Origin of the sequence: Bacillus sp. KICET-1 (assembly GCF_027721405.1) — a bacterium.
Lineage (GTDB): Bacteria > Bacillota > Bacilli > Bacillales > Bacillaceae > Bacillus > Bacillus velezensis.
The window spans coordinates 1,960,497-1,977,778 of the sequence record NZ_CP113515.1; the positions used below are offsets into that span (position 1 = coordinate 1,960,497).

The window sequence follows — 17,282 nt, forward strand, 5'->3', positions numbered from 1 at the left end:
GGGGGAGTGAGAAGTTTGGGAGAATTATTGAATGCAAACATTGTCTGCGCCGGTTATGCTGACAGGCCGAAGGTGATTTCTGATGTATCTCTGACAGTCAACGCTGGTGAAATTGCCGGTTTAATCGGAGCGAACGGCGCGGGGAAAAGTACAGTGATAAAGGCGGTTCTCGGGCTGTCCCGGGATATAGAAGGCGGTATTGAGTGGAAGGATTCATCTTATGCTTACATACCGGAGCGTCCGAGTTTTTACGATGAACTGACGCTTTGGGAGCACCTCGAGCTGACCGGGTCATTGCGGGGTATAGAAGGGGAAGAATGCCGTGAGCGGGCAGGGCGGCTGCTTGAAGAGTTTTCGCTGACGTCTGTAAAACATGATTTGCCTTCCGGCTTTTCAAAAGGGATGCAGCAAAAATTGATGCTCATACAGGCATTTTTGGCGAAGCCGGATATTTACATCATTGATGAGCCTTTTATCGGACTTGATCCGATCTCAACGAAGCTGTTTACCGACATGCTGATTGCTGAGAAAGAAAGGGGCGCGGGGATTTTAATGTGCACTCATGTTCTGGATACGGCGGAAAAAATCTGCGACCGGTTTTATTTGCTGGATCAGGGCGCTCTGCTTCTTCAAGGCACGTTAGAGGAGCTTCAGGAAAAAACGGGAAGCCGTTCACTGCTGGATTGCTTTTATTCAGCGGTTCGGAGCAGTCAGCGATGACCGGGCGGGCTTTGTTTTTTCAAAGGCTGTTTCATTATTGGCGGTATCAATGGAAGGTGTTCCAGACGGTCATTGATTGGACGGTCGCGCTGTATATCGTTCTTCCGGCTGCCGCATTTGCCGTTTATCAATATGCTGATTGGCTGAACGGCAGGGGGCTTCTTAATGGAGCGGCAGGAGTATTAGGATGGGGCTGGCTGTATGTATTCAGTGCCCTGCTGTTGTGCACGGGTTTTATTCATACCTTTTTGCTGGAAGCGGATCACGTATTTTTGGTGCATGCAAAACATCTGATGCAAAAGCTGAAACGGTATGCGCTTTTGTATTCGATGTTCCTTTCCCTTATCAAATGGGGTGCGCTTGCCGTATTGTTATTTCCCTTATGGCGCCAATACGGTGACTGTACCTTACCGGCATATTCAGGTATGTTTTGCTGTCTGTTCGGCTTCCATACCGCGATATTAGCGGTGCACCGGCACAGAAAAAACAGCAGGCGGACATTCGGGAATCAGGCGGCGGGCTGGCTGAAAGTGATGGTTCTGATGGCGGGGGCGTTTTTTATGATCGTCTTTGCCGCCGAATGGTATTGGCTTTGGCCGGCGGGCTGTATATTGTTCATCTGTTCCGCTCTTTTGACTTGGAAAGGGACGGAGACATTATCAGCCTTTGAGGAAGAAGTGCTTGAAGAGAACAGGCGCAAGCTTTCATTCGCGGCCTCTGTTTTGATGCTCAGCCATGATGTGCAGCTCCCGAATGGTAAAAATAAAGGGCGGAGCAAGCCGTTTTTTTATCCCGGCTCAAAGCACATCTTTACAAAACGGTCGGCGTATACGGCGTGGAAAGAATTGTTCTTTAAAGTGCTGATCCGAAACGGCGGGTATCTCCGGCAGCTTTACCTTTTAACCGCGGCTTTTACGGCTCTTATTCTCGTTCTTCCGCTTTTGCTGAAACCGGCCGCCCTCATTTTATGTATGCTAGTCAGCCGGTACGCCGCGTCGCTTTTATTTGACCGGATCACGGATAAACCGGTTTTAAGCGGTATCAAGAGAGACAGTGATGATTATTTCCGGGCGCGAAACAGCGCATTAACTCTCATTCAAGTCATCTGTTCCGCCTGGTGCCTCATTGCCGCGATTCTTTCCGCCCTTTATATGTGAAAAATCCCTCTCCGAAAAAGGAAAGGGATTTTTCTTAATGCCCGTTTAAAATAAAAAGCTGAATAAAAAACAGCACGGCAAAGATGATGACTAAAGGATGGATTTCGCGCCACTTTTTCTTAGCGAGTTTCACAAGCGGATATGAAATGAAGCCGAGTGCGATTCCGGTTGAAATACTGGACGTCAAAGGCATCGCCAAAATGACAAGAAAGGCCGGGAACGCTTCATCAAGCTCATTCCAGCGGATATTCGATACCGCACCCATCATCAGGCTGCCGACAATAATCAGAGCCGGTGACGTAATCGCGGACACTTCCGATAAGACGCTGACAAGCGGGCCGAAAAACATGGAAACGGCAAACATAACGGCAATCGTCAGCGCCGTCAGCCCCGTTCTTCCGCCGGCCGCCACACCTGCTGAAGATTCCACGAACGCGGTCGTCGGGCTGGTGCCGAAGATGCTTCCCACCGTCGTAGCGGTCGAATCAGCCAAAAGCGCTCTTCTGGCATTCGGCAGCTGATTGTTTTTGATCAATCCCGCTTGTTCGGCGACACCGATCATGGTGCCGGTCGTGTCAAAAATCGTAACGAGAAGAAAAGAAAACACAACGGCGTACAGACCGTGATGCACGACATCCCCGAGGGCACCGAACGGATTTGTGATCAAAAGCCCCTCCGGCAGGTGCGGGAAGGACATGAATCCTTTCGCGAAATGGATCTGTCCGGTCAAAAAGGCAATGACGGCGGTCAGCGCCATTCCGATGAACAGAGCCCCGTTTACATTCAGCACCATCAGCACGATACTGATGATAAGTCCGATAAGCGTTAAAATGACGGCGGGCGAATGAAGATCGCCGAGTGCGACCAGATTGGATTTATCAGCCGTGATGATTCCGGATTGGCGTAAGCCGATAAAAGCGATAAATAAGCCGATGCCGGTCGTAATTCCGTATTTTAAATTGTCCGGAATCGCTTCTATAAGTTGTTTTCTTAAAGGTGTTAACGATAAAATAATAAAGATGACTCCCGCGATAAAAACGGCGCTGAAAGCCGTCTGATACGTAATGCCGCTGCCTGTGCCGACAACGTGAAAGGCGAGATACGCGTTTAAGCCCATGCCGGGGGCAATGGCGATCGGAAAATTCGCAGCGAGAGCCATCCATAAAGTTCCGACAATGGAAGCGATAATCGTCGCGGTGAACACCTGGTCAAACGGAATTCCCGCATTGGAAAGGATCACCGGATTGACGACAATGATATACACCATTGTGAAAAAGGTGGTCAATCCCGCGGTAATTTCTCTTTTTATTGTCGTTTGATGCTTGTCGAGATGAAACATAAGTACCTCCAATGACGAACATTTTTTCAAAACATCATCTATATTATTCGTTTTATCGACATTTTGCAAGTCTTTATCAAGAAAGGGGATTTGTGATGAACTGGGAAGTTGAAGTCATCAGAAACAAAGAAGATCTGATCCGTGACACGCAGAAGTTTTTGCAGATCAACAGCGTAATGGACGAAACAACAGCCGGTCCCGGCCGGCCGTTTGGAGAAGGCGTCAATGCCAGCCTGACGTCACTGCTGGAATTCGGTGAAAAAGAAGGCTTCACCGTAAAGAATCTTGACGGCTATGCGGGCCATATTGAATGGGGAACGGGTGACGAAATCGTCGGCGTTTTGTGCCACGTCGATGTCGTTCCGCCCGGAGACGGCTGGACGAGCGATCCGTTTTCAGCCGATATCAGGGACGGCCGGATATATGCCAGAGGCGCCATAGATGATAAAGGGCCGACAATGGCGGCGTTTTATGCGCTGAAAATCGTCAAAGACATGCAGCTTCCTTTATCCAAACGCGTGAGAATCATCATCGGAACGGATGAAGAAAGTGATTGGAGATGCGTGGATCACTACTTCAAACACGAAAAAATGCCTGACATCGGCTTTGCTCCTGACGCAGATTTTCCGATCATTAACGCGGAAAAAGGAATTACAGATGCGTCACTGCGCATTGCAAAAAGCGCTTCTGACAAAGACGCAAAAAACGGGCTTCTGTCATTCCGTTCAGGACTGCGCTTGAACATGGTGCCGGATGCGGCTGAAGCGGTTATTGAAGGGAACGGTCTTGATGCCGTGCACGCATATTTCAGCAAATGGCTTGAGCAGTCAAAAACACAAGGTGAAGCAGTTTCGGAAAATGGAAAACTGACGCTTCGGGTGTACGGAAAATCATGCCACGCGATGGAACCGGATAATGGTGTCAATGCCGGCTTAAAGCTTGCTGAATGCCTTAACGGAACAGAGCTGGATGGAGCCGGAAAGCGCTTTGTCAAAACCGTCAGTGACTATTTTTCAAATGATACACGAGGCAAAAAGCTGAAAATTGATTGCAGGGATGACATCAGCGGAGAGCTGACATTGAATGTCGGCACCTTTACATACAGAAAGGGTGAGGAAGGAGAACTCGGCATCAACATCCGTTATCCCGTCACTTCAGACAGCAAAGCCATCCGTGATGCTTTTACGTCTGCTGAAGAATTCCGGCTTGAAGAATTTAAAGACAGCAAACCGCACCACGTTTCTGCCGATCATCCGCTCGTAAAGACGCTTCAAAAGGTTTACGAAGGACAGACGGGAAAGAAAGCGGATCTGATTTCAATCGGCGGAGGAACGTATGCGAGATCCCTTTCGGCGGGCGTCGCGTTCGGGCCGCTGTTCCCCGGCCGGCCTGACAGCGCGCATCAAAAGGATGAGTACATTGAAATCGATGACCTTCTCAGGTCAACGGCTTTATATGCCGAAGCCATTTATGAGCTTGCCAAGTGATAATAAAAAGGGACGCCGAATGCGGCATCCCTTTTTATCATTCAAATGACCATAAATCCGTTGATAAATAACGTTCTCCCGTATCGGCCGTCATACAGATGACGATCTGTTCGGAAGGGAGGCGTTTGGCGGTTTCAATGGCGGCAAAGCAGGCGGCGCCTGAAGACGGGCCGACGAGTATGCCTTCTTCCCGGGCCAGACGCCGTGTTGTCGTATACGCATCTTCATCAGATATTTTCATGATTTCATCGTAAACGTCCTGATTCAATATGCCGGGAATAAATCCGGGGCTTGTCCCGACAAGCTTATGAGCGCCGGGTTTTCCGCCAGACAGGACGGGAGATCCCGCAGGCTCGGCGACATGAACAATCATATCCGGGAAAAGCTCTTTCAGCGTTTCTCCGGTTCCGGTAATGGTTCCGCCCGTTCCCGCCGTTGCCACAAAAGCACCGAGCGGTCTGTTGAGCTGCTGAACGGCCTGATAGATTTCAATGGCGGTCGTTTTTCGGTGGGCATCTGGATTTGCGCCGTTATCGAATTGCATCGGGATAAAACTTCCCGGAATCTGTTCGGCGAGTTCTTTCGCTTTTTTGATGCTGCCGGGCATTCTTTCCGCCCCCGGTGTTAACACAACCTCCGCGCCGTACGCTTTCAGGAGGTTGATGCGTTCTTTCGTCATCGTGTCAGGCATGACGAGGATTGCCTTGTAGCCGCGCGCCGCCGCGTTCATCGCCAGGCCGATGCCTGTGTTGCCGCTTGTTGGTTCGATGATGACAGAGCCGGGTTTTAAATGCCCGCTGTTTTCCGCTTCAATGATCATATTGTAAGCCGCTCTGTCTTTGACACTGCCGCTCGGGTTAAACGATTCTAATTTTAAATAGACCTGTGCTGCATGTTCTGGCTGAAGGCGATTGAGCTTTACGATCGGTGTGCCGCCGATCAGCTCCGCCGTGGTGTTTACGATTTTCAAGGCCGGCTCATTCCTTTCTGTATAAAACGTTCAGTACATAATATCCTATCATAATGAGCGGACAGGGTTCTCCTCTCCGCTTATCCGTTTTATAATAACACCATAACCAAAGAGGGGGAGATCCTCGTATGAAAGCTTCATTGCCGCATTATTTTATCGGCATTCCGATTCCGGCTGACATTGCTGAACCGATTTGGGAAGCAGCCAAAAAGGAGCCGGCGTTGTCATTCAAAAAATGGGTGCACCCGCATGACTATCATATTACGCTCATTTTTCTAGGAGCCGCGGATGAAGAACGGCTTGCGAAATTATCGTCTCTTCTCGCAGATGCGGCGTCGGCAGCGCAGCCGTTTACCGTACAGTTTCAGCATCTGGATATTTTCGGCGACCGCAGACAGCCGAGAGTGCTTCACCTTGAGCCCGAACGGAATGAACTGCTCTTTGATTTGCGGGAAAAAACAAAACAGGCTGTTTTGAAAGCCGGTTTTCAAGTGGAAAAACGGCCGTATCACCCTCATATGACGATGGCGCGGAAGTGGGCGGGAGACCAGCCGTTTCCTGACGATGTGCCGTTTGAAAGCGGCAGGGTGCAAAGTGCCGTCAGCCGGTTTTCCCTGTTTCAGACCCATCTTGACCGGTCGCCTAAATACGAAGAAATCGCACAGTTTCAATTGACATAAACAAATATTCGGAGTGGAGAAATCACATGGCACAGATCATCAAAATTCACGACTGCATATCCAGATATGAACTTGATCCATATCATTATATGAACCAGTTTATCCGGCTGAAGAAAGAACGCTGGGAGGCGCTTCTTGAAGCGTTTGACCGGATGACGGAAGAAAAAGAAACGGAAACGGCTGCAGGCGGGGAAACCGATCAAGCGCCGGCCAGGAAAAAATTTTCTTTAAAAAAGAGAAAAGAAGAAAATACGGCCGATATAAATGAAAAGAGGCACCAATGGTTTGATGAGCCGGAGGGAGAAGAGGCGCTGTTCGGGAATCTTCCGTCTCAAAAGTCTGAGCTCGCGCCTTTTTTCAAAGATCAGCTGTATGACTTTCAATTAAAATGGGCGAGCTCCACGCTTTCTCAAAAGTCTGAGCTTTCGCAGGCGGTCAAAAGGGACAGGATGTTAAAAATGCTGGCTCAAAAGCTGCCCGATTCCTATTTTGTGATGTATCATCCGGTTCTGCAAATTCAGCAGGCGTCCGTCGAACTGAGCATCATCATTATCTCGCCGCTGGAGATTTTCTGCGCCGCTTTTATGGAAGCGGAAGAGGACAGCGTATATATCGGATCAAAACACCGTTTTTGGGAAGAAAGGGGCTCCGGCAGCACGCGCCAAGTATTGAATCCGTCTCTCAGCCTGCACCGGACAGGCTCGGTCGTTTCGCAAATCGTAAAAGAAAAGCAGGCCGACATTCCCGTGCGGAAGCTTTTGCTCAGCAGAACGTCTTATATTGATTACCCGGAGCCGCCGTACGGGCTGGAAATAGCTGATAAACGGACTGCCGCAGAGTGGCTGGAAAAGCAGCAGAAAAATACGGCGCCGATCAAGCACCACCAGCTGAAGGCGGCGAAGGCTCTTTTGTCTTACGGCTTGAGCGATTCAAGCCGGAGACAGGAATGGCTTGATTAAAACGGACGTTTGCCGGCTGTCTCTTCATCTATGAAGCAGGTGAAAACAAACGATGAGTCAATGGTTTTTTATTATTAATCCGGTCTCAGGAGGCGGGCGGGGCCGGCGTGTCTGGAAATCAGTTCAAAAAGAGCTGACCAGGCGCGGGGTCAGCCACCGCTCTTTTTTGACCGGGCATCCCGGACATGCGGAGGTGCTGGCGAGACAGATTTCAATGATGCAGGATCATAAGCTTAAGCGGCTGTTCGTCATCGGCGGTGACGGGACGATGCATGAAGTCATTAACGGACTGAAAGGAACGGATCAGATTGAGCTGACCTTTGTGCCTGCCGGTTCGTACAATGACTTTTCGAAAGGGCTCGGTATTAAGAAGTCGGCGCTTCTCCAAGAAATCAAAAGTCTGCACCGCCCGCTCACACGGAAATTTTTTGCGGGAAACATCAACTTTTTTCATGACAAAGCGCAATCACTTTATTTTATTAACCACCTGTCTGTCGGCTTCGATGCCTCAGTTTTGAAGGCAGCCGCGAATTTTCCGTTATCGCGCGTTCTTCGGTTTTTGCGTCTCGGTTTTGTGATTTACCCGCTCGCGCATTTACATACGGCCTCGGGGTTTCAGCCGTTCAGATTTGTTTGCACGGCAGACGGCCAGAGGCGTGAATTCCGCAATGTCTGGTTTGTCATTGCGGCTAATCACCCTTATTACGGAGGCGGCATGAAAGCGGCGCCTTCAGCAAATCCCCGTCAAAACCATTTTGATATTGTCATCGCAGAAAACCTGTCCTTTTTCTCGCTGTATCGTTTTTTATGGGCGATGAGCTTCGGCCGGCATATCAAAATGGACGGAGTGACGATGATAAAGGGGAAGGAATTCGTTTTTGAAACAGATGGGAAAATTCCGTTTCACGCTGACGGCGAGCTGATCGGAACGACGCCGTTTCGGCTTATGCCGGGCGGTACGCCGTTGAAAATAAAAACATAATAAACAAATGAAACCCGTCACATGTTTCACGGCAAAGAGCGGTTCGCGGCATAAATCTTCAGAATTCACAGGTGTTCTTGCTAGTTTTGCTTGACGAAGTTTGTGCTGTAGCGCTAAAATTTATAGGACGGCTATTGATTAGCATATGAGACTCTCAATAGCTGTCTTTTTTATTCTCATGAAATTGTTTATGACAGGCCGCTCCGCCAATAGAGAAAGGCTGGAGGCCTATTCTAAAATATTTTAAGAAATGATGGGTTGAACATTGATATGAACTGGTTGGGACAATTACTAGGTAGCGATTGGGAGATCTTCCCCGCCGGAGGAGCTACAGGAGATGCATATTATGCGAAACATAACGGCCAACAGCTTTTTTTAAAACGTAATAGCTCGCCCTTTTTAGCCGTGTTATCCGCCGAAGGCATTGTTCCGAAGCTGGTTTGGACGAAACGGATGGAAAACGGGGACGTCATTACGGCTCAGCATTGGATGGCGGGCAGGGAGCTGAAGGCAAAGGATATGAGCGGACGCCCGGTGGCTGAGCTGCTCCGCAAAATCCACACATCAAAAGCTTTGCTCGACATGCTGAAAAGATTGGGAAAAGAACCGCTTGATCCGGGCGCCCTTTTGTCGCAGCTGAAGCAGGCCGTCTTTGCCGTGCGGCAATTTTCGCCGCTTATTCAGGAAGGCCTTGCTTATTTGGAAGCTCATGTGGATCAGGTGCAATTCGGTGAAAAAGTCGTTTGCCATTGTGATGTGAATCATAATAACTGGCTTCTGTCTGAAGACAACCAGCTGTATTTAATAGATTGGGACGGCGCCATGATAGCCGATCCGGCCATGGATCTCGGCCCTTTATTGTATCATTACGTCGAAGAGCCAGCGTGGGACAGCTGGCTTGGGATGTACGGCATGAAGCTCACGGAAGGGCTTCGGCTGCGGATGGCGTGGTACATGTTATCGGAGACCATCACCTTCATCGCCTGGCACAAATCAAAAGGAAACGACAAAGCGTATCATGATGCCATGGAAGAGCTTCATGCCCTGATGAAGCGGATTGTCAAGTAGTCAGGAGTACGAATCCATCTGCTCCACCCATTGGGACAAATGGTTTTGGTGCTCCTGAATATGCGTGTCGATGGAATCGGCCGTGATGCCGGACTGGCTGTAGCGGTAGACATCCTCGAGCACGTTTTTTATATTTGAATCAAGCCCGGTGTTGGCCATCAGTGATTTGATGACGCGCTCCAGCTGTTCATACTCGGCAACCGTGCCGCAGCAATCCAATTGATGGTCGGCCAGTATGTCCTTTAATAACCGGACCTGATGTTCGCTTGTTAAGCCCATGATTCATATACACATCCTTTCTGTGTCATACATTGTGCAAAGCGGTGCGGTTTTATGCATCACATGAGTGTTCCGGACCGGGGGAGCCTCTTTTTTATGCAGCCGGCGCCTTTAAAAGGCGCTTGCGGCTCTTTATGTTTCATGGTATGTTGTTACTCGAAATTATAGATAGAGGTGTCAATCATATGAGAATGCGCCATAAACCTTGGGCGAATGATTTTCTGGCAGAAAACGCTGACATCGCCATCAGTGATCCGGCCCAGTATAAAGGGCGGTGGAACACGGTCTTTGGCAATGACAACCCGATCCATATTGAAGTCGGTACGGGAAAAGGGCAGTTCATTTCTGGAATGGCCAAGCAGAATCCGGATATCAACTATATCGGAATTGAGCTGTTTAAAAGCGTCATCGTCACTGCCGTCCAAAAAGTAAAGGACAGCGGGGCTCACAATGTCCGTTTGTTAAATATAGACGCGGAAACACTGAATGACGTATTTGAACGGGGAGAAATCAAGCGCGTATATTTAAACTTTTCTGACCCGTGGCCGAAAAACCGTCACGAAAAGCGCCGTTTAACCTTTAAAGCGTTCTTGAAAAAATACGAAGAAGTGATGGGCGAAACAGGTGAGATTCATTTCAAAACCGATAACCGCGGTTTATTCGAATACTCTCTGAAAAGCTTTTCCGAATACGGCCTGCTTCTGACGGAAGTCAGTCTTGATCTGCACAACAGCGATCCGAAGGGCAATATTATGACAGAATACGAAGAAAAATTCTCCGCGCTCGGCCAGCCGATTTACCGGGCCGAAGTTGAATGGAGAACAAAAGACAGACTCTGATGCGGGAGTCTGTTTTTTTATGCCGCCATTTGCTACCATTACATCAGGAGGGATCAAGATGGAGACATTGAATATTGGGAGTATTTCATTAACATGGCTGGACGGCGGTGTAACGCATATGGACGGCGGAGCGATGTTCGGCGTTGTCCCGAAGCCTTTATGGTCGAGAAAATACCCCGTAAATGACAAAAACCAGATTGAATTAAGAACAGACCCGATTCTGATCAGAACAAACGGCCTGAATATATTGGTTGACGCGGGTATCGGCCGAGGGAAATTCTCTGATAAACAAAAAAGGAATTACGGGGTAACACAGGAATCCAATCTGAAACAATCTCTTCGTGAACTCGGGCTTTCCTGTGAGGACATTCATATTGCCGCGATGACCCATCTTCATTTTGACCATGCATGCGGCCTGACGGAGTACAGCGGAGAGGAGCTTGTCTCTGTTTTCCCGAATGCCCGCATTATCACTTCTGCGACAGAGTGGCGCGAAATGAGAAATCCTAATATCAGATCGAAAAATACATATTGGAGAGAAAATTGGGAAGCGGTACAAGATCAGGTCGAAACCTTTGAGAACGAGTATCAGCTGACAGAAGGCATTACGATGCATCACACCGGCGGCCACAGCGACGGCCACAGCGTCATCGTCTTAGAAGACGGAGGGGAAACGGCTGTGCATTTTGCCGACCTGATGCCGACGAACGCGCATAAAAATCCGTTATGGGTGCTGGCCTATGATGATTATCCGATGACTTCCATTCCGCAAAAGCAGAAATGGCAGACGTTCGCGGCAGAAAAAGACGCCTGGCTGATTTTCTATCACGACGCGATTTACAGAGCGGTAAAATGGGGAGAAGACGGCGAAGTGGCTGCATCTGTCAAACGGGAGAAAAAATAAGCGGATCGATGATTTGCCTGTATGAATTTCGGGAATAAAAGCAAACCTAAGACAAATTGCTTTGAAAGGAAGAGACAGGTGAATCAATTTCAAGTGACGAAAGATGGAGAAATCAAAACAACTCTGCGCGGATTAGAAGTGCTTTCTACGCCTTTTTTAAATAAAGGGGTGGCCTTTACACAGGAGGAAAGAAAGGAACTCGGGCTCGAGGGATTTCTGCCGCCGAAAGTATTGACAATCGAAGAGCAGGCGAGGCGGGCCTACGAACAATTCAGTTCGCAGCCTGATGAGCTGAGCAAAAATGTCTACTTGACCGCTCTCCATGACCGGAATGAAACGTTATTTTACAGGCTGTTAAATGATCATTTAGGCGAAATGCTGCCGATCGTATATACGCCGACCGTTGGCACTGCGATCCAGCGTTACAGCCATGAGTACAGAAAACCCCGCGGTCTGTATTTGTCAATAGATGATCCTGAGGGAATGCGCGCCGCATTTCAGCAGTTCGGAAAAAATGAAAACATTGACTTAATCGTTGCCACAGATGCGGAGGGCATTCTGGGAATCGGTGACTGGGGCGTCGGCGGCATCGCCATTTCTGTCGGAAAACTCGCGGTGTATACGGCGGCGGCCGGAATTGATCCGTCACGAGTGCTTGCGGTCGTATTGGACGCGGGGACAAATCAGGAAAGCCTCTTAAATGACCCGCTTTACGTCGGAAACCAGCATTCAAGAGTACGCGGCGAGAAATATGACCGCTTTATTGATGAGTATGTCTCGCTTGCCCGGGAAACATTCCCGAATGCGCTGCTTCATTGGGAGGATTTCGGTACGGCTAACGCCCGCGGCATATTAAAACGGTATAAAGATAAAGTCTGTACGTTTAACGATGACATTCAAGGAACGGGCGCGGTATCGCTTGCAGCTGTTTTAGCGTGTGCGAAAGCGTCAAAAGTGCCTTTAAAAGAGCATAAAGTCGTCGTCTTCGGCGCGGGAACGGCCGGTATCGGAATTGCTGAGCAGCTGCGCGAAGCCATGGTGCATGACGGATTAAGCGAAGAAGAATCCTACAGCCATTTTTGGTGTATCGACAGAAACGGATTGTTAACGGATGATATGAAGGACTTGCGTGATTTTCAGGTTCCGTACGCTCGCCCTGCTGATGAAGTGAAAGAGTACGGCCGCAGCGGTGAAGGCGGATCAATTGATCTGGCGGAGACGGTGCGTCAGGCCAAGCCGACGATTCTGATCGGCACATCCACCGTATCAGGCGCATTTACGGAAGAAATCGTCAAAGAAATGGCCTCGCATGTCAAACGGCCCGCTATTTTGCCGATGTCAAACCCGACGACATTATCAGAAGCAAAACCTGAAGATTTAATTAAATGGACGGAAGGCCGCGCGCTTGTCACTACGGGAAGTCCATTCCCGCCTGTTGCGTATAACGGCGTTACCTACCATATCGGACAGGCGAATAACGCGCTCGTATTCCCGGGACTCGGGCTCGGAACGATTGTGACGAAAGCAAGGCTCATTACGGACAATATGTTCGTTGCCTGCGCGAATGCCATCGCCGGTATGGTGGACGTCGGCAAGCCCGGTGCACCGATGCTTCCGAAAGTGGAGGATCTCAGGACGGTATCGGCAACCGTGGCGGTAGCCGTAGCGAAAGCAGCCATTCAGGACGGTGTAGCGGAAACGGAACCCGAGGATCTGATACAAGCGGTGCAGGACGCGATGTGGCACCCCGTATATAAACGAATTCGGCCGATGTAACCGAATAAAGCCCAAAACGCTGATGGTTTTGGGCTTTATTTTTTGCTTGTCCTAATTATGAGGCGACAGAATCAATGACATCGACAATCTGGCCTGTTTTTGCATTGACCATAACTTCATATTGCTCCAGTTCGCCGAATGCCGAACGTGTCACGCCGGTTTTGTATACCTGGATGGTTTCTCCGTTTACCTGGTAGGGCTCGGGCTCTGTGTAAATCCATGATCCGTCTATCGGCCCGCGCTGTTTAAAAGCCGCTTTCACGATACGGAGCGCTTTTTCTGAAGAGATATAAGGTTTCATCGCATACTTTTTCACTGCGATGGCAGCGCATAATCCGACTCCTGCACCTAAGAGAAAATGACGTAATTTCAATATGAAGCACCTCCAATTATGTCGTAGTTTTTATTATACAGAAGATGCCAGACGGTGTTAAGTAAAGCGGCGGTTTTCCAGCCCATTCAATCTGAGCGCTTGGAAAACGGTTGTTTTTCTAATAAAATAAAAGCATTACATAGAAATGAGGGGAAAATATGAATGAGGAAACGAAAACGCTTTTCCGGACGCTGACGCAGCTTCCCGGCGCACCGGGAAATGAACATCAGGTCCGCTCCTTTATGAAACGGGAGCTTGCGAAATATGCGGATGACATCGTGCAGGACAGACTCGGAAGTGTTTTCGGAGTAAGGCGCGGCGCTGAAGATGCGCCGACCGTTATGGTAGCCGGCCATATGGACGAAGTCGGGTTTATGGTAACGCAGATTACGGATAACGGCATGCTGAGATTTCAGACGCTCGGCGGCTGGTGGAGTCAGGTGCTGCTTGCCCAGCGCGTCGAGGTGCAGACGGATAACGGACCGATTATCGGCGTCATCTCAAGCATCCCGCCCCACATTTTAACAGATGCCCAGCGCGTAAAGCCGATGGAGATCAAAAATATGATGATTGATATCGGTGCCGATGACAGAGAGGACGCGGTCAGAATGGGGATCAGACCGGGACAGCAGGTCGTGCCGGTCTGCCCGTTCACCCCGATGGCCAACGAGAAGAAAATATTGTCCAAAGCGTGGGATAATCGCTACGGCTGCGGGTTAAGCATTGAATTATTAAAAGAGCTGCAAGGAAAAGACCTGCCGAACAATCTGTACGCCGGGGCCACCGTTCAGGAGGAGGTCGGCCTGAGAGGGGCGCAGACAGCGGCCAATATGATTCAGCCTGATCTCTTCTTCGCGCTTGATGCCAGCCCGGCAAATGATATGACCGGCGATAAGGAGCTGTTCGGCCGTCTCGGCGAGGGGGTGCTGCTCCGCATTCTCGACAGAACGACGGTCATGCACCGCGGGATGAGAGAGTTCGTCCTTGATATGGCGGAAACGCACAATATCCCTTATCAATATTTCGCTTCAGGCGGGGGAACGGATGCCGGACGGGTCCACATCTCAAACAGCGGGGTTCCGTCTGCCGTCATCGGCATTTGTTCAAGATACATTCATACAAATGCCGCTATCATCCATGTCGATGATTATGCCGCGGCGAAAGAAATGCTCATTAAGCTGGTCATGGCGAGTGACAAACAGACGGTCGAAACGATTAGAGAAAATGTGTAAAAAAATAAGCAGTCAATAAGTCCTTTTGAATACTTATTGACTGCTGTTTTTACATGATGCCAGGTAACACATATTGCTTCTCAATATTATTATCAAAATTGTTCCAATTCAAGCATTGAGATGAGTAGCGATTTCACAAAGTCGAGTGACATTTTCAATTTTTATTTGTTCTGCAAGGAGGTATGTTTATGACAAAAAAGACAAACATAAAATTTCCTCTTGTCTCTAACTATCTTCCTCTTGATCTGATTAATACTGAGGTGGTGAGTTACGGTAAACGTCATAATTTAATAAAGTCAAAAGAGGATCTTTTGGAATGGTTAAGGTTAATGGGGAAAGGAACCCCTTTTTTCAGTCAATTAACTTTAAAAAATGCACAAGATGAATTGACCGCTGTGATGGTTGAGAAAATACTAAAGTTTCGATCAATACTAAGAGAAAATTTCGAGAAAATTGCAGATGGTGAAGAACCTGGAGAATCTTTTATCACTTTTTTAGAAAAAAAGATTGAATCGGCTCCATTTTCATATAAGATTCTCGATGCTAAACTTGCCCGTATTCCGATTGGGAAAATTGATGATGCAATTATATCGCTCATCGCTTATGAAGGTTTATCGCTTATATATACAAAAAAGATCAAGTTAATGAAGCGATGTGCTAATGAAGAATGTGTCTTATTATTCCTTGATAACACCGGAAGAAGAAAATGGTGTTCAATGAAGATATGCGGCAACAGAGAAAAGGTTTCCCGTCACCTTAAGAAAACATAAAACGAATTTCCTCTATTACATTGTGGTCGGAATAAATCTTGCACTTTATTTTAATGTCGAATCATCATATATAAATAAAAATTAATGAACAGCCTTATCTCATATTTTTTTGAGTAAGGCTGTTTGTCTTTTTTGAAAACAATTCATAAGAAAAACAAAAATATGATTTCATAAAACAACTCATTCGCAGCTAAAACCAAATGAACGTTTAAAGGATCACTTTTGAAGAGAAGAATGATCCATGAAGAGGGATGGATTGTAACCTTTAAATTATAACCTCTAAAAATGTTATTTACAGGTTAGTTAAGTTGATTTAAACTTAGTGAAAAGGAGGGGTTATATTGAAGATTGAGCAAACAGCAGAAAATCCACAAAGTAAAAAAGGCTATTATTTCAAAAAAATGAAAGGAGGAGGAAAAAGTCCTTTAAAAGTAAATGTTAAAGATGCTTCAACAGGCTTATTAGGTGGTTTTATAACAATTTTAATCTTGTCATTGATAACCTATAAAACTGGATCTCTGTGGCTGATGGCGCCTTTTGGGGCAAGTTGTGTACTGGCTTTCGGAGCGTGGAATGCCCCTTTATCACAACCTAGAAATATTATTGGCGGACACTTCATCTCGACATTGACTGGACTTGTTATATATAATCTTCTTGGTTCTCATCCCTGGACATTGGCTTTAGGAGTGGGGCTAGCTATATTTTTTATGGCGGTTACAAAGACTACTCATCCACCTGCTGGAGCGGACCCTATTGTAGTTATTCAAGGGGCGTATGCTTGGAGCTATTTAGCTTTTCCGGTTTTTGTGGGATCTGTAATTATTGTTGCGGCAGCAGTTATTATTAATAACTTGCGAAATAATCGGCAGTATCCCACTTTTTGGTTTTAATCAATTTCAACGAGCAGCATATGTATCCGTTATTGCGCAGATTTCGCTCTCCTTCCTTACATATAAAGAAAATAGTTTGAGGTTGAATAAAATCATTTATGAATGAAGTGGGTGTGGGAATCATTGATTGCGGACAAATTCTTTTGGATTCGAGAAAAAAGTCTGAAAAGTAAGATCTGATACCATTCTATTGTAAATAGGTAAGCAGGACCGCATAAAGGCGGCCTGCTTATTCTGTTTCAAATAAATAAGAGAGTGCTTTCATCGCTTGATTTACGGTTTCGACCGTGATATTCGCTTTTCCGGAAAGCTCTTTCAGCGGATGATGAAGTTCTTTCGGGCGGATGAGAATGAGCGGCTTTCCTTTTGCGACGGCATAAGAAGCATCCATCGCGGTATTCCACTGTTTATATTTCTCGCCAAACAGGGCGATCACAAAATCGGCTTTTTCCATCAGCACCTCTGTACGGAAATTGTTGATATCAGAAGCTCTGGCGTCTTTTAAAACAGAATCGGGCTGCACGCCCATAATCTCTTCTCCGATATTGTCTGAGCGTTCATGGTTTTCCATCGGGCCGACAAACGTAATCGGCAGGTTCAGCGCTTTTGCTTTTTGTTTGATTTCATCCCGCCAATCACTGTGGATTTTACCGGCTAAATACACGACAAACTGCACCTTTTGCCCCTCCTTATGTACATATTCAGAATTTCGTACGGCTACAAGCAAAATGGTAAACGAAACTTGCTTGATAATGCAAATGAAATATGATAATGATATTGCATATAGTTGGTCTTGCCGTAAACAGTCTGGTATGATCCAATTGGACAAACATCAGCATATAAAAAACTCATAATCC

The 17,282-nt window shown here is 47.6% G+C and carries 18 protein-coding genes; 13 read left to right on the top strand and 5 right to left on the bottom strand.

Going from position 1 to position 17,282, the window contains the following annotated elements:
• Nucleotides 1–15 precede the first annotated feature (15 nt).
• Nucleotides 16–720: an ABC transporter ATP-binding protein gene (locus tag OVA33_RS10105; RefSeq protein ID WP_017418398.1), complete on the top strand. Its 705-nt coding sequence runs from the start codon at nt 16–18 to the stop codon at nt 718–720.
• The gene (locus tag OVA33_RS10110; protein ID WP_063636796.1) at nt 717–1,877 is read left to right on the top strand and encodes an ABC transporter permease; all 1,161 of its coding nucleotides are present in this window, start codon (nt 717–719) and stop codon (nt 1,875–1,877) included. Before OVA33_RS10105 ends, OVA33_RS10110 begins: the two co-directional genes overlap by 4 nt.
• Before the next feature lie 34 nt (nt 1,878–1,911).
• Here OVA33_RS10110 and OVA33_RS10115 read toward each other — a convergent pair whose 3' ends face one another.
• Nucleotides 1,912–3,216, bottom strand: coding sequence for an NCS2 family permease (locus OVA33_RS10115; protein ID WP_063636795.1), 1,305 nt, complete (start codon nt 3,214–3,216; stop codon nt 1,912–1,914).
• 95 nt (nt 3,217–3,311) lie between these two features.
• On the opposite strand from OVA33_RS10115, the gene pepV reads away from it, so the two are divergent.
• Nucleotides 3,312–4,703 carry a dipeptidase PepV gene (pepV, locus tag OVA33_RS10120; protein WP_128974215.1) on the top strand — a complete coding sequence of 464 codons (1,392 nt, stop codon included), beginning with the start codon at nt 3,312–3,314 and terminating at the stop codon, nt 4,701–4,703.
• Between the two features lie 37 nt (nt 4,704–4,740).
• Here the strand turns inward: pepV and cysK are convergent, their stop codons facing one another.
• Nucleotides 4,741–5,673: a cysteine synthase A gene (gene cysK, locus OVA33_RS10125; protein WP_021494474.1), complete on the bottom strand. Its 933-nt coding sequence runs from the start codon at nt 5,671–5,673 to the stop codon at nt 4,741–4,743.
• 128 nt (nt 5,674–5,801) lie between these two features.
• On the opposite strand from cysK, the gene thpR reads away from it, so the two are divergent.
• The 4 genes from thpR (at nt 5,802) to OVA33_RS10145 (ending at nt 9,362) form a co-directional block, all read left to right on the top strand.
• Nucleotides 5,802–6,353, top strand: a complete 552-nt coding sequence (thpR, locus tag OVA33_RS10130; protein ID WP_025649737.1) for an RNA 2',3'-cyclic phosphodiesterase — start codon at nt 5,802–5,804, stop codon at nt 6,351–6,353.
• 26 nt (nt 6,354–6,379) lie between these two features.
• Complete coding sequence (locus tag OVA33_RS10135) at nt 6,380–7,312, top strand: hypothetical protein (protein WP_063636794.1); 933 nt, start codon at nt 6,380–6,382, stop codon at nt 7,310–7,312.
• A 52-nt stretch (nt 7,313–7,364) separates the two neighbouring features.
• Nucleotides 7,365–8,294 (top strand): YegS/Rv2252/BmrU family lipid kinase, encoded by a 930-nt coding sequence (locus OVA33_RS10140; RefSeq protein ID WP_007408786.1) that lies wholly within the window; start codon nt 7,365–7,367, stop codon nt 8,292–8,294.
• 270 nt (nt 8,295–8,564) lie between these two features.
• The gene (locus OVA33_RS10145) at nt 8,565–9,362 is read left to right on the top strand and encodes a phosphotransferase family protein (RefSeq protein ID WP_003152355.1); all 798 of its coding nucleotides are present in this window, start codon (nt 8,565–8,567) and stop codon (nt 9,360–9,362) included.
• On the opposite strand, the gene OVA33_RS10150 is transcribed toward OVA33_RS10145, so the two are convergent.
• Entirely contained in the window at nt 9,363–9,641 is a 279-nt protein-coding gene (locus OVA33_RS10150; protein WP_003152357.1) for a YtzH-like family protein, read from the bottom strand. It abuts the gene before it with no gap.
• Between the two features lie 185 nt (nt 9,642–9,826).
• On the opposite strand from OVA33_RS10150, the gene trmB reads away from it, so the two are divergent.
• The 3 genes from trmB to OVA33_RS10165 all read left to right on the top strand — a co-directional run bounded on the left by trmB (nt 9,827) and on the right by OVA33_RS10165 (nt 13,160).
• A complete protein-coding gene (trmB, locus tag OVA33_RS10155; RefSeq protein ID WP_017418392.1) occupies nt 9,827–10,480 on the top strand; it encodes a tRNA (guanosine(46)-N7)-methyltransferase TrmB in 654 nt (217 codons plus the stop codon).
• Nucleotides 10,481–10,538: 58 nt separating this feature from the next.
• Nucleotides 10,539–11,384, top strand: a complete 846-nt coding sequence (locus tag OVA33_RS10160) for a YtnP family quorum-quenching lactonase (RefSeq protein WP_017418391.1) — start codon at nt 10,539–10,541, stop codon at nt 11,382–11,384.
• 78 nt (nt 11,385–11,462) lie between these two features.
• Complete coding sequence (locus OVA33_RS10165; protein ID WP_007408782.1) at nt 11,463–13,160, top strand: NAD-dependent malic enzyme; 1,698 nt, start codon at nt 11,463–11,465, stop codon at nt 13,158–13,160.
• 55 nt (nt 13,161–13,215) lie between these two features.
• Here the strand turns inward: OVA33_RS10165 and OVA33_RS10170 are convergent, their stop codons facing one another.
• Nucleotides 13,216–13,533, bottom strand: coding sequence for a PepSY domain-containing protein (locus OVA33_RS10170; protein ID WP_003152366.1), 318 nt, complete (start codon nt 13,531–13,533; stop codon nt 13,216–13,218).
• 158 nt (nt 13,534–13,691) lie between these two features.
• Here OVA33_RS10170 and OVA33_RS10175 point away from each other — a divergent pair, with 158 nt between their 5' ends.
• The 3 genes from OVA33_RS10175 (at nt 13,692) to OVA33_RS10185 (ending at nt 16,425) form a co-directional block, all read left to right on the top strand.
• On the top strand, nt 13,692–14,765 hold the full coding sequence (locus OVA33_RS10175) for a M42 family metallopeptidase (RefSeq protein ID WP_017418390.1): 1,074 nt from the start codon (nt 13,692–13,694) through the stop codon (nt 14,763–14,765).
• A 188-nt stretch (nt 14,766–14,953) separates the two neighbouring features.
• Nucleotides 14,954–15,535: a CGNR zinc finger domain-containing protein gene (locus tag OVA33_RS10180; protein WP_017418389.1), complete on the top strand. Its 582-nt coding sequence runs from the start codon at nt 14,954–14,956 to the stop codon at nt 15,533–15,535.
• A gap of 401 nt (nt 15,536–15,936) precedes the next feature.
• A complete protein-coding gene (locus OVA33_RS10185) occupies nt 15,937–16,425 on the top strand; it encodes an HPP family protein (protein ID WP_026092269.1) in 489 nt (162 codons plus the stop codon).
• 229 nt (nt 16,426–16,654) lie between these two features.
• On the opposite strand, the gene OVA33_RS10190 is transcribed toward OVA33_RS10185, so the two are convergent.
• Nucleotides 16,655–17,101 (bottom strand): YtoQ family protein, encoded by a 447-nt coding sequence (locus OVA33_RS10190; protein ID WP_017418388.1) that lies wholly within the window; start codon nt 17,099–17,101, stop codon nt 16,655–16,657.
• Between the last annotated feature and the right edge of the window lie 181 nt (nt 17,102–17,282).

Bases quoted from the DNA above. Each gene is read 5' to 3' on its own strand.
- OVA33_RS10110 (WP_063636796.1), top strand. From the start codon at position 717: ATGACCGGGCGGGCTTTGTTTTTTCAAAGGCTGTTTCATTATTGGCGG.
- OVA33_RS10115 (WP_063636795.1), bottom strand. From the start codon at position 3,216: ATGTTTCATCTCGACAAGCATCAAACGACAATAAAAAGAGAAATTACC.
- pepV (WP_128974215.1), top strand. From the start codon at position 3,312: ATGAACTGGGAAGTTGAAGTCATCAGAAACAAAGAAGATCTGATCCGT.
- thpR (WP_025649737.1), top strand. From the start codon at position 5,802: ATGAAAGCTTCATTGCCGCATTATTTTATCGGCATTCCGATTCCGGCT.
- OVA33_RS10135 (WP_063636794.1), top strand. From the start codon at position 6,380: ATGGCACAGATCATCAAAATTCACGACTGCATATCCAGATATGAACTT.
- OVA33_RS10140 (WP_007408786.1), top strand. From the start codon at position 7,365: ATGAGTCAATGGTTTTTTATTATTAATCCGGTCTCAGGAGGCGGGCGG.
- OVA33_RS10145 (WP_003152355.1), top strand. From the start codon at position 8,565: ATGAACTGGTTGGGACAATTACTAGGTAGCGATTGGGAGATCTTCCCC.
- OVA33_RS10150 (WP_003152357.1), bottom strand. From the start codon at position 9,641: ATGGGCTTAACAAGCGAACATCAGGTCCGGTTATTAAAGGACATACTG.
- trmB (WP_017418392.1), top strand. From the start codon at position 9,827: ATGAGAATGCGCCATAAACCTTGGGCGAATGATTTTCTGGCAGAAAAC.
- OVA33_RS10160 (WP_017418391.1), top strand. From the start codon at position 10,539: ATGGAGACATTGAATATTGGGAGTATTTCATTAACATGGCTGGACGGC.
- OVA33_RS10175 (WP_017418390.1), top strand. From the start codon at position 13,692: ATGAATGAGGAAACGAAAACGCTTTTCCGGACGCTGACGCAGCTTCCC.
- OVA33_RS10180 (WP_017418389.1), top strand. From the start codon at position 14,954: ATGACAAAAAAGACAAACATAAAATTTCCTCTTGTCTCTAACTATCTT.
- OVA33_RS10185 (WP_026092269.1), top strand. From the start codon at position 15,937: ATGAAAGGAGGAGGAAAAAGTCCTTTAAAAGTAAATGTTAAAGATGCT.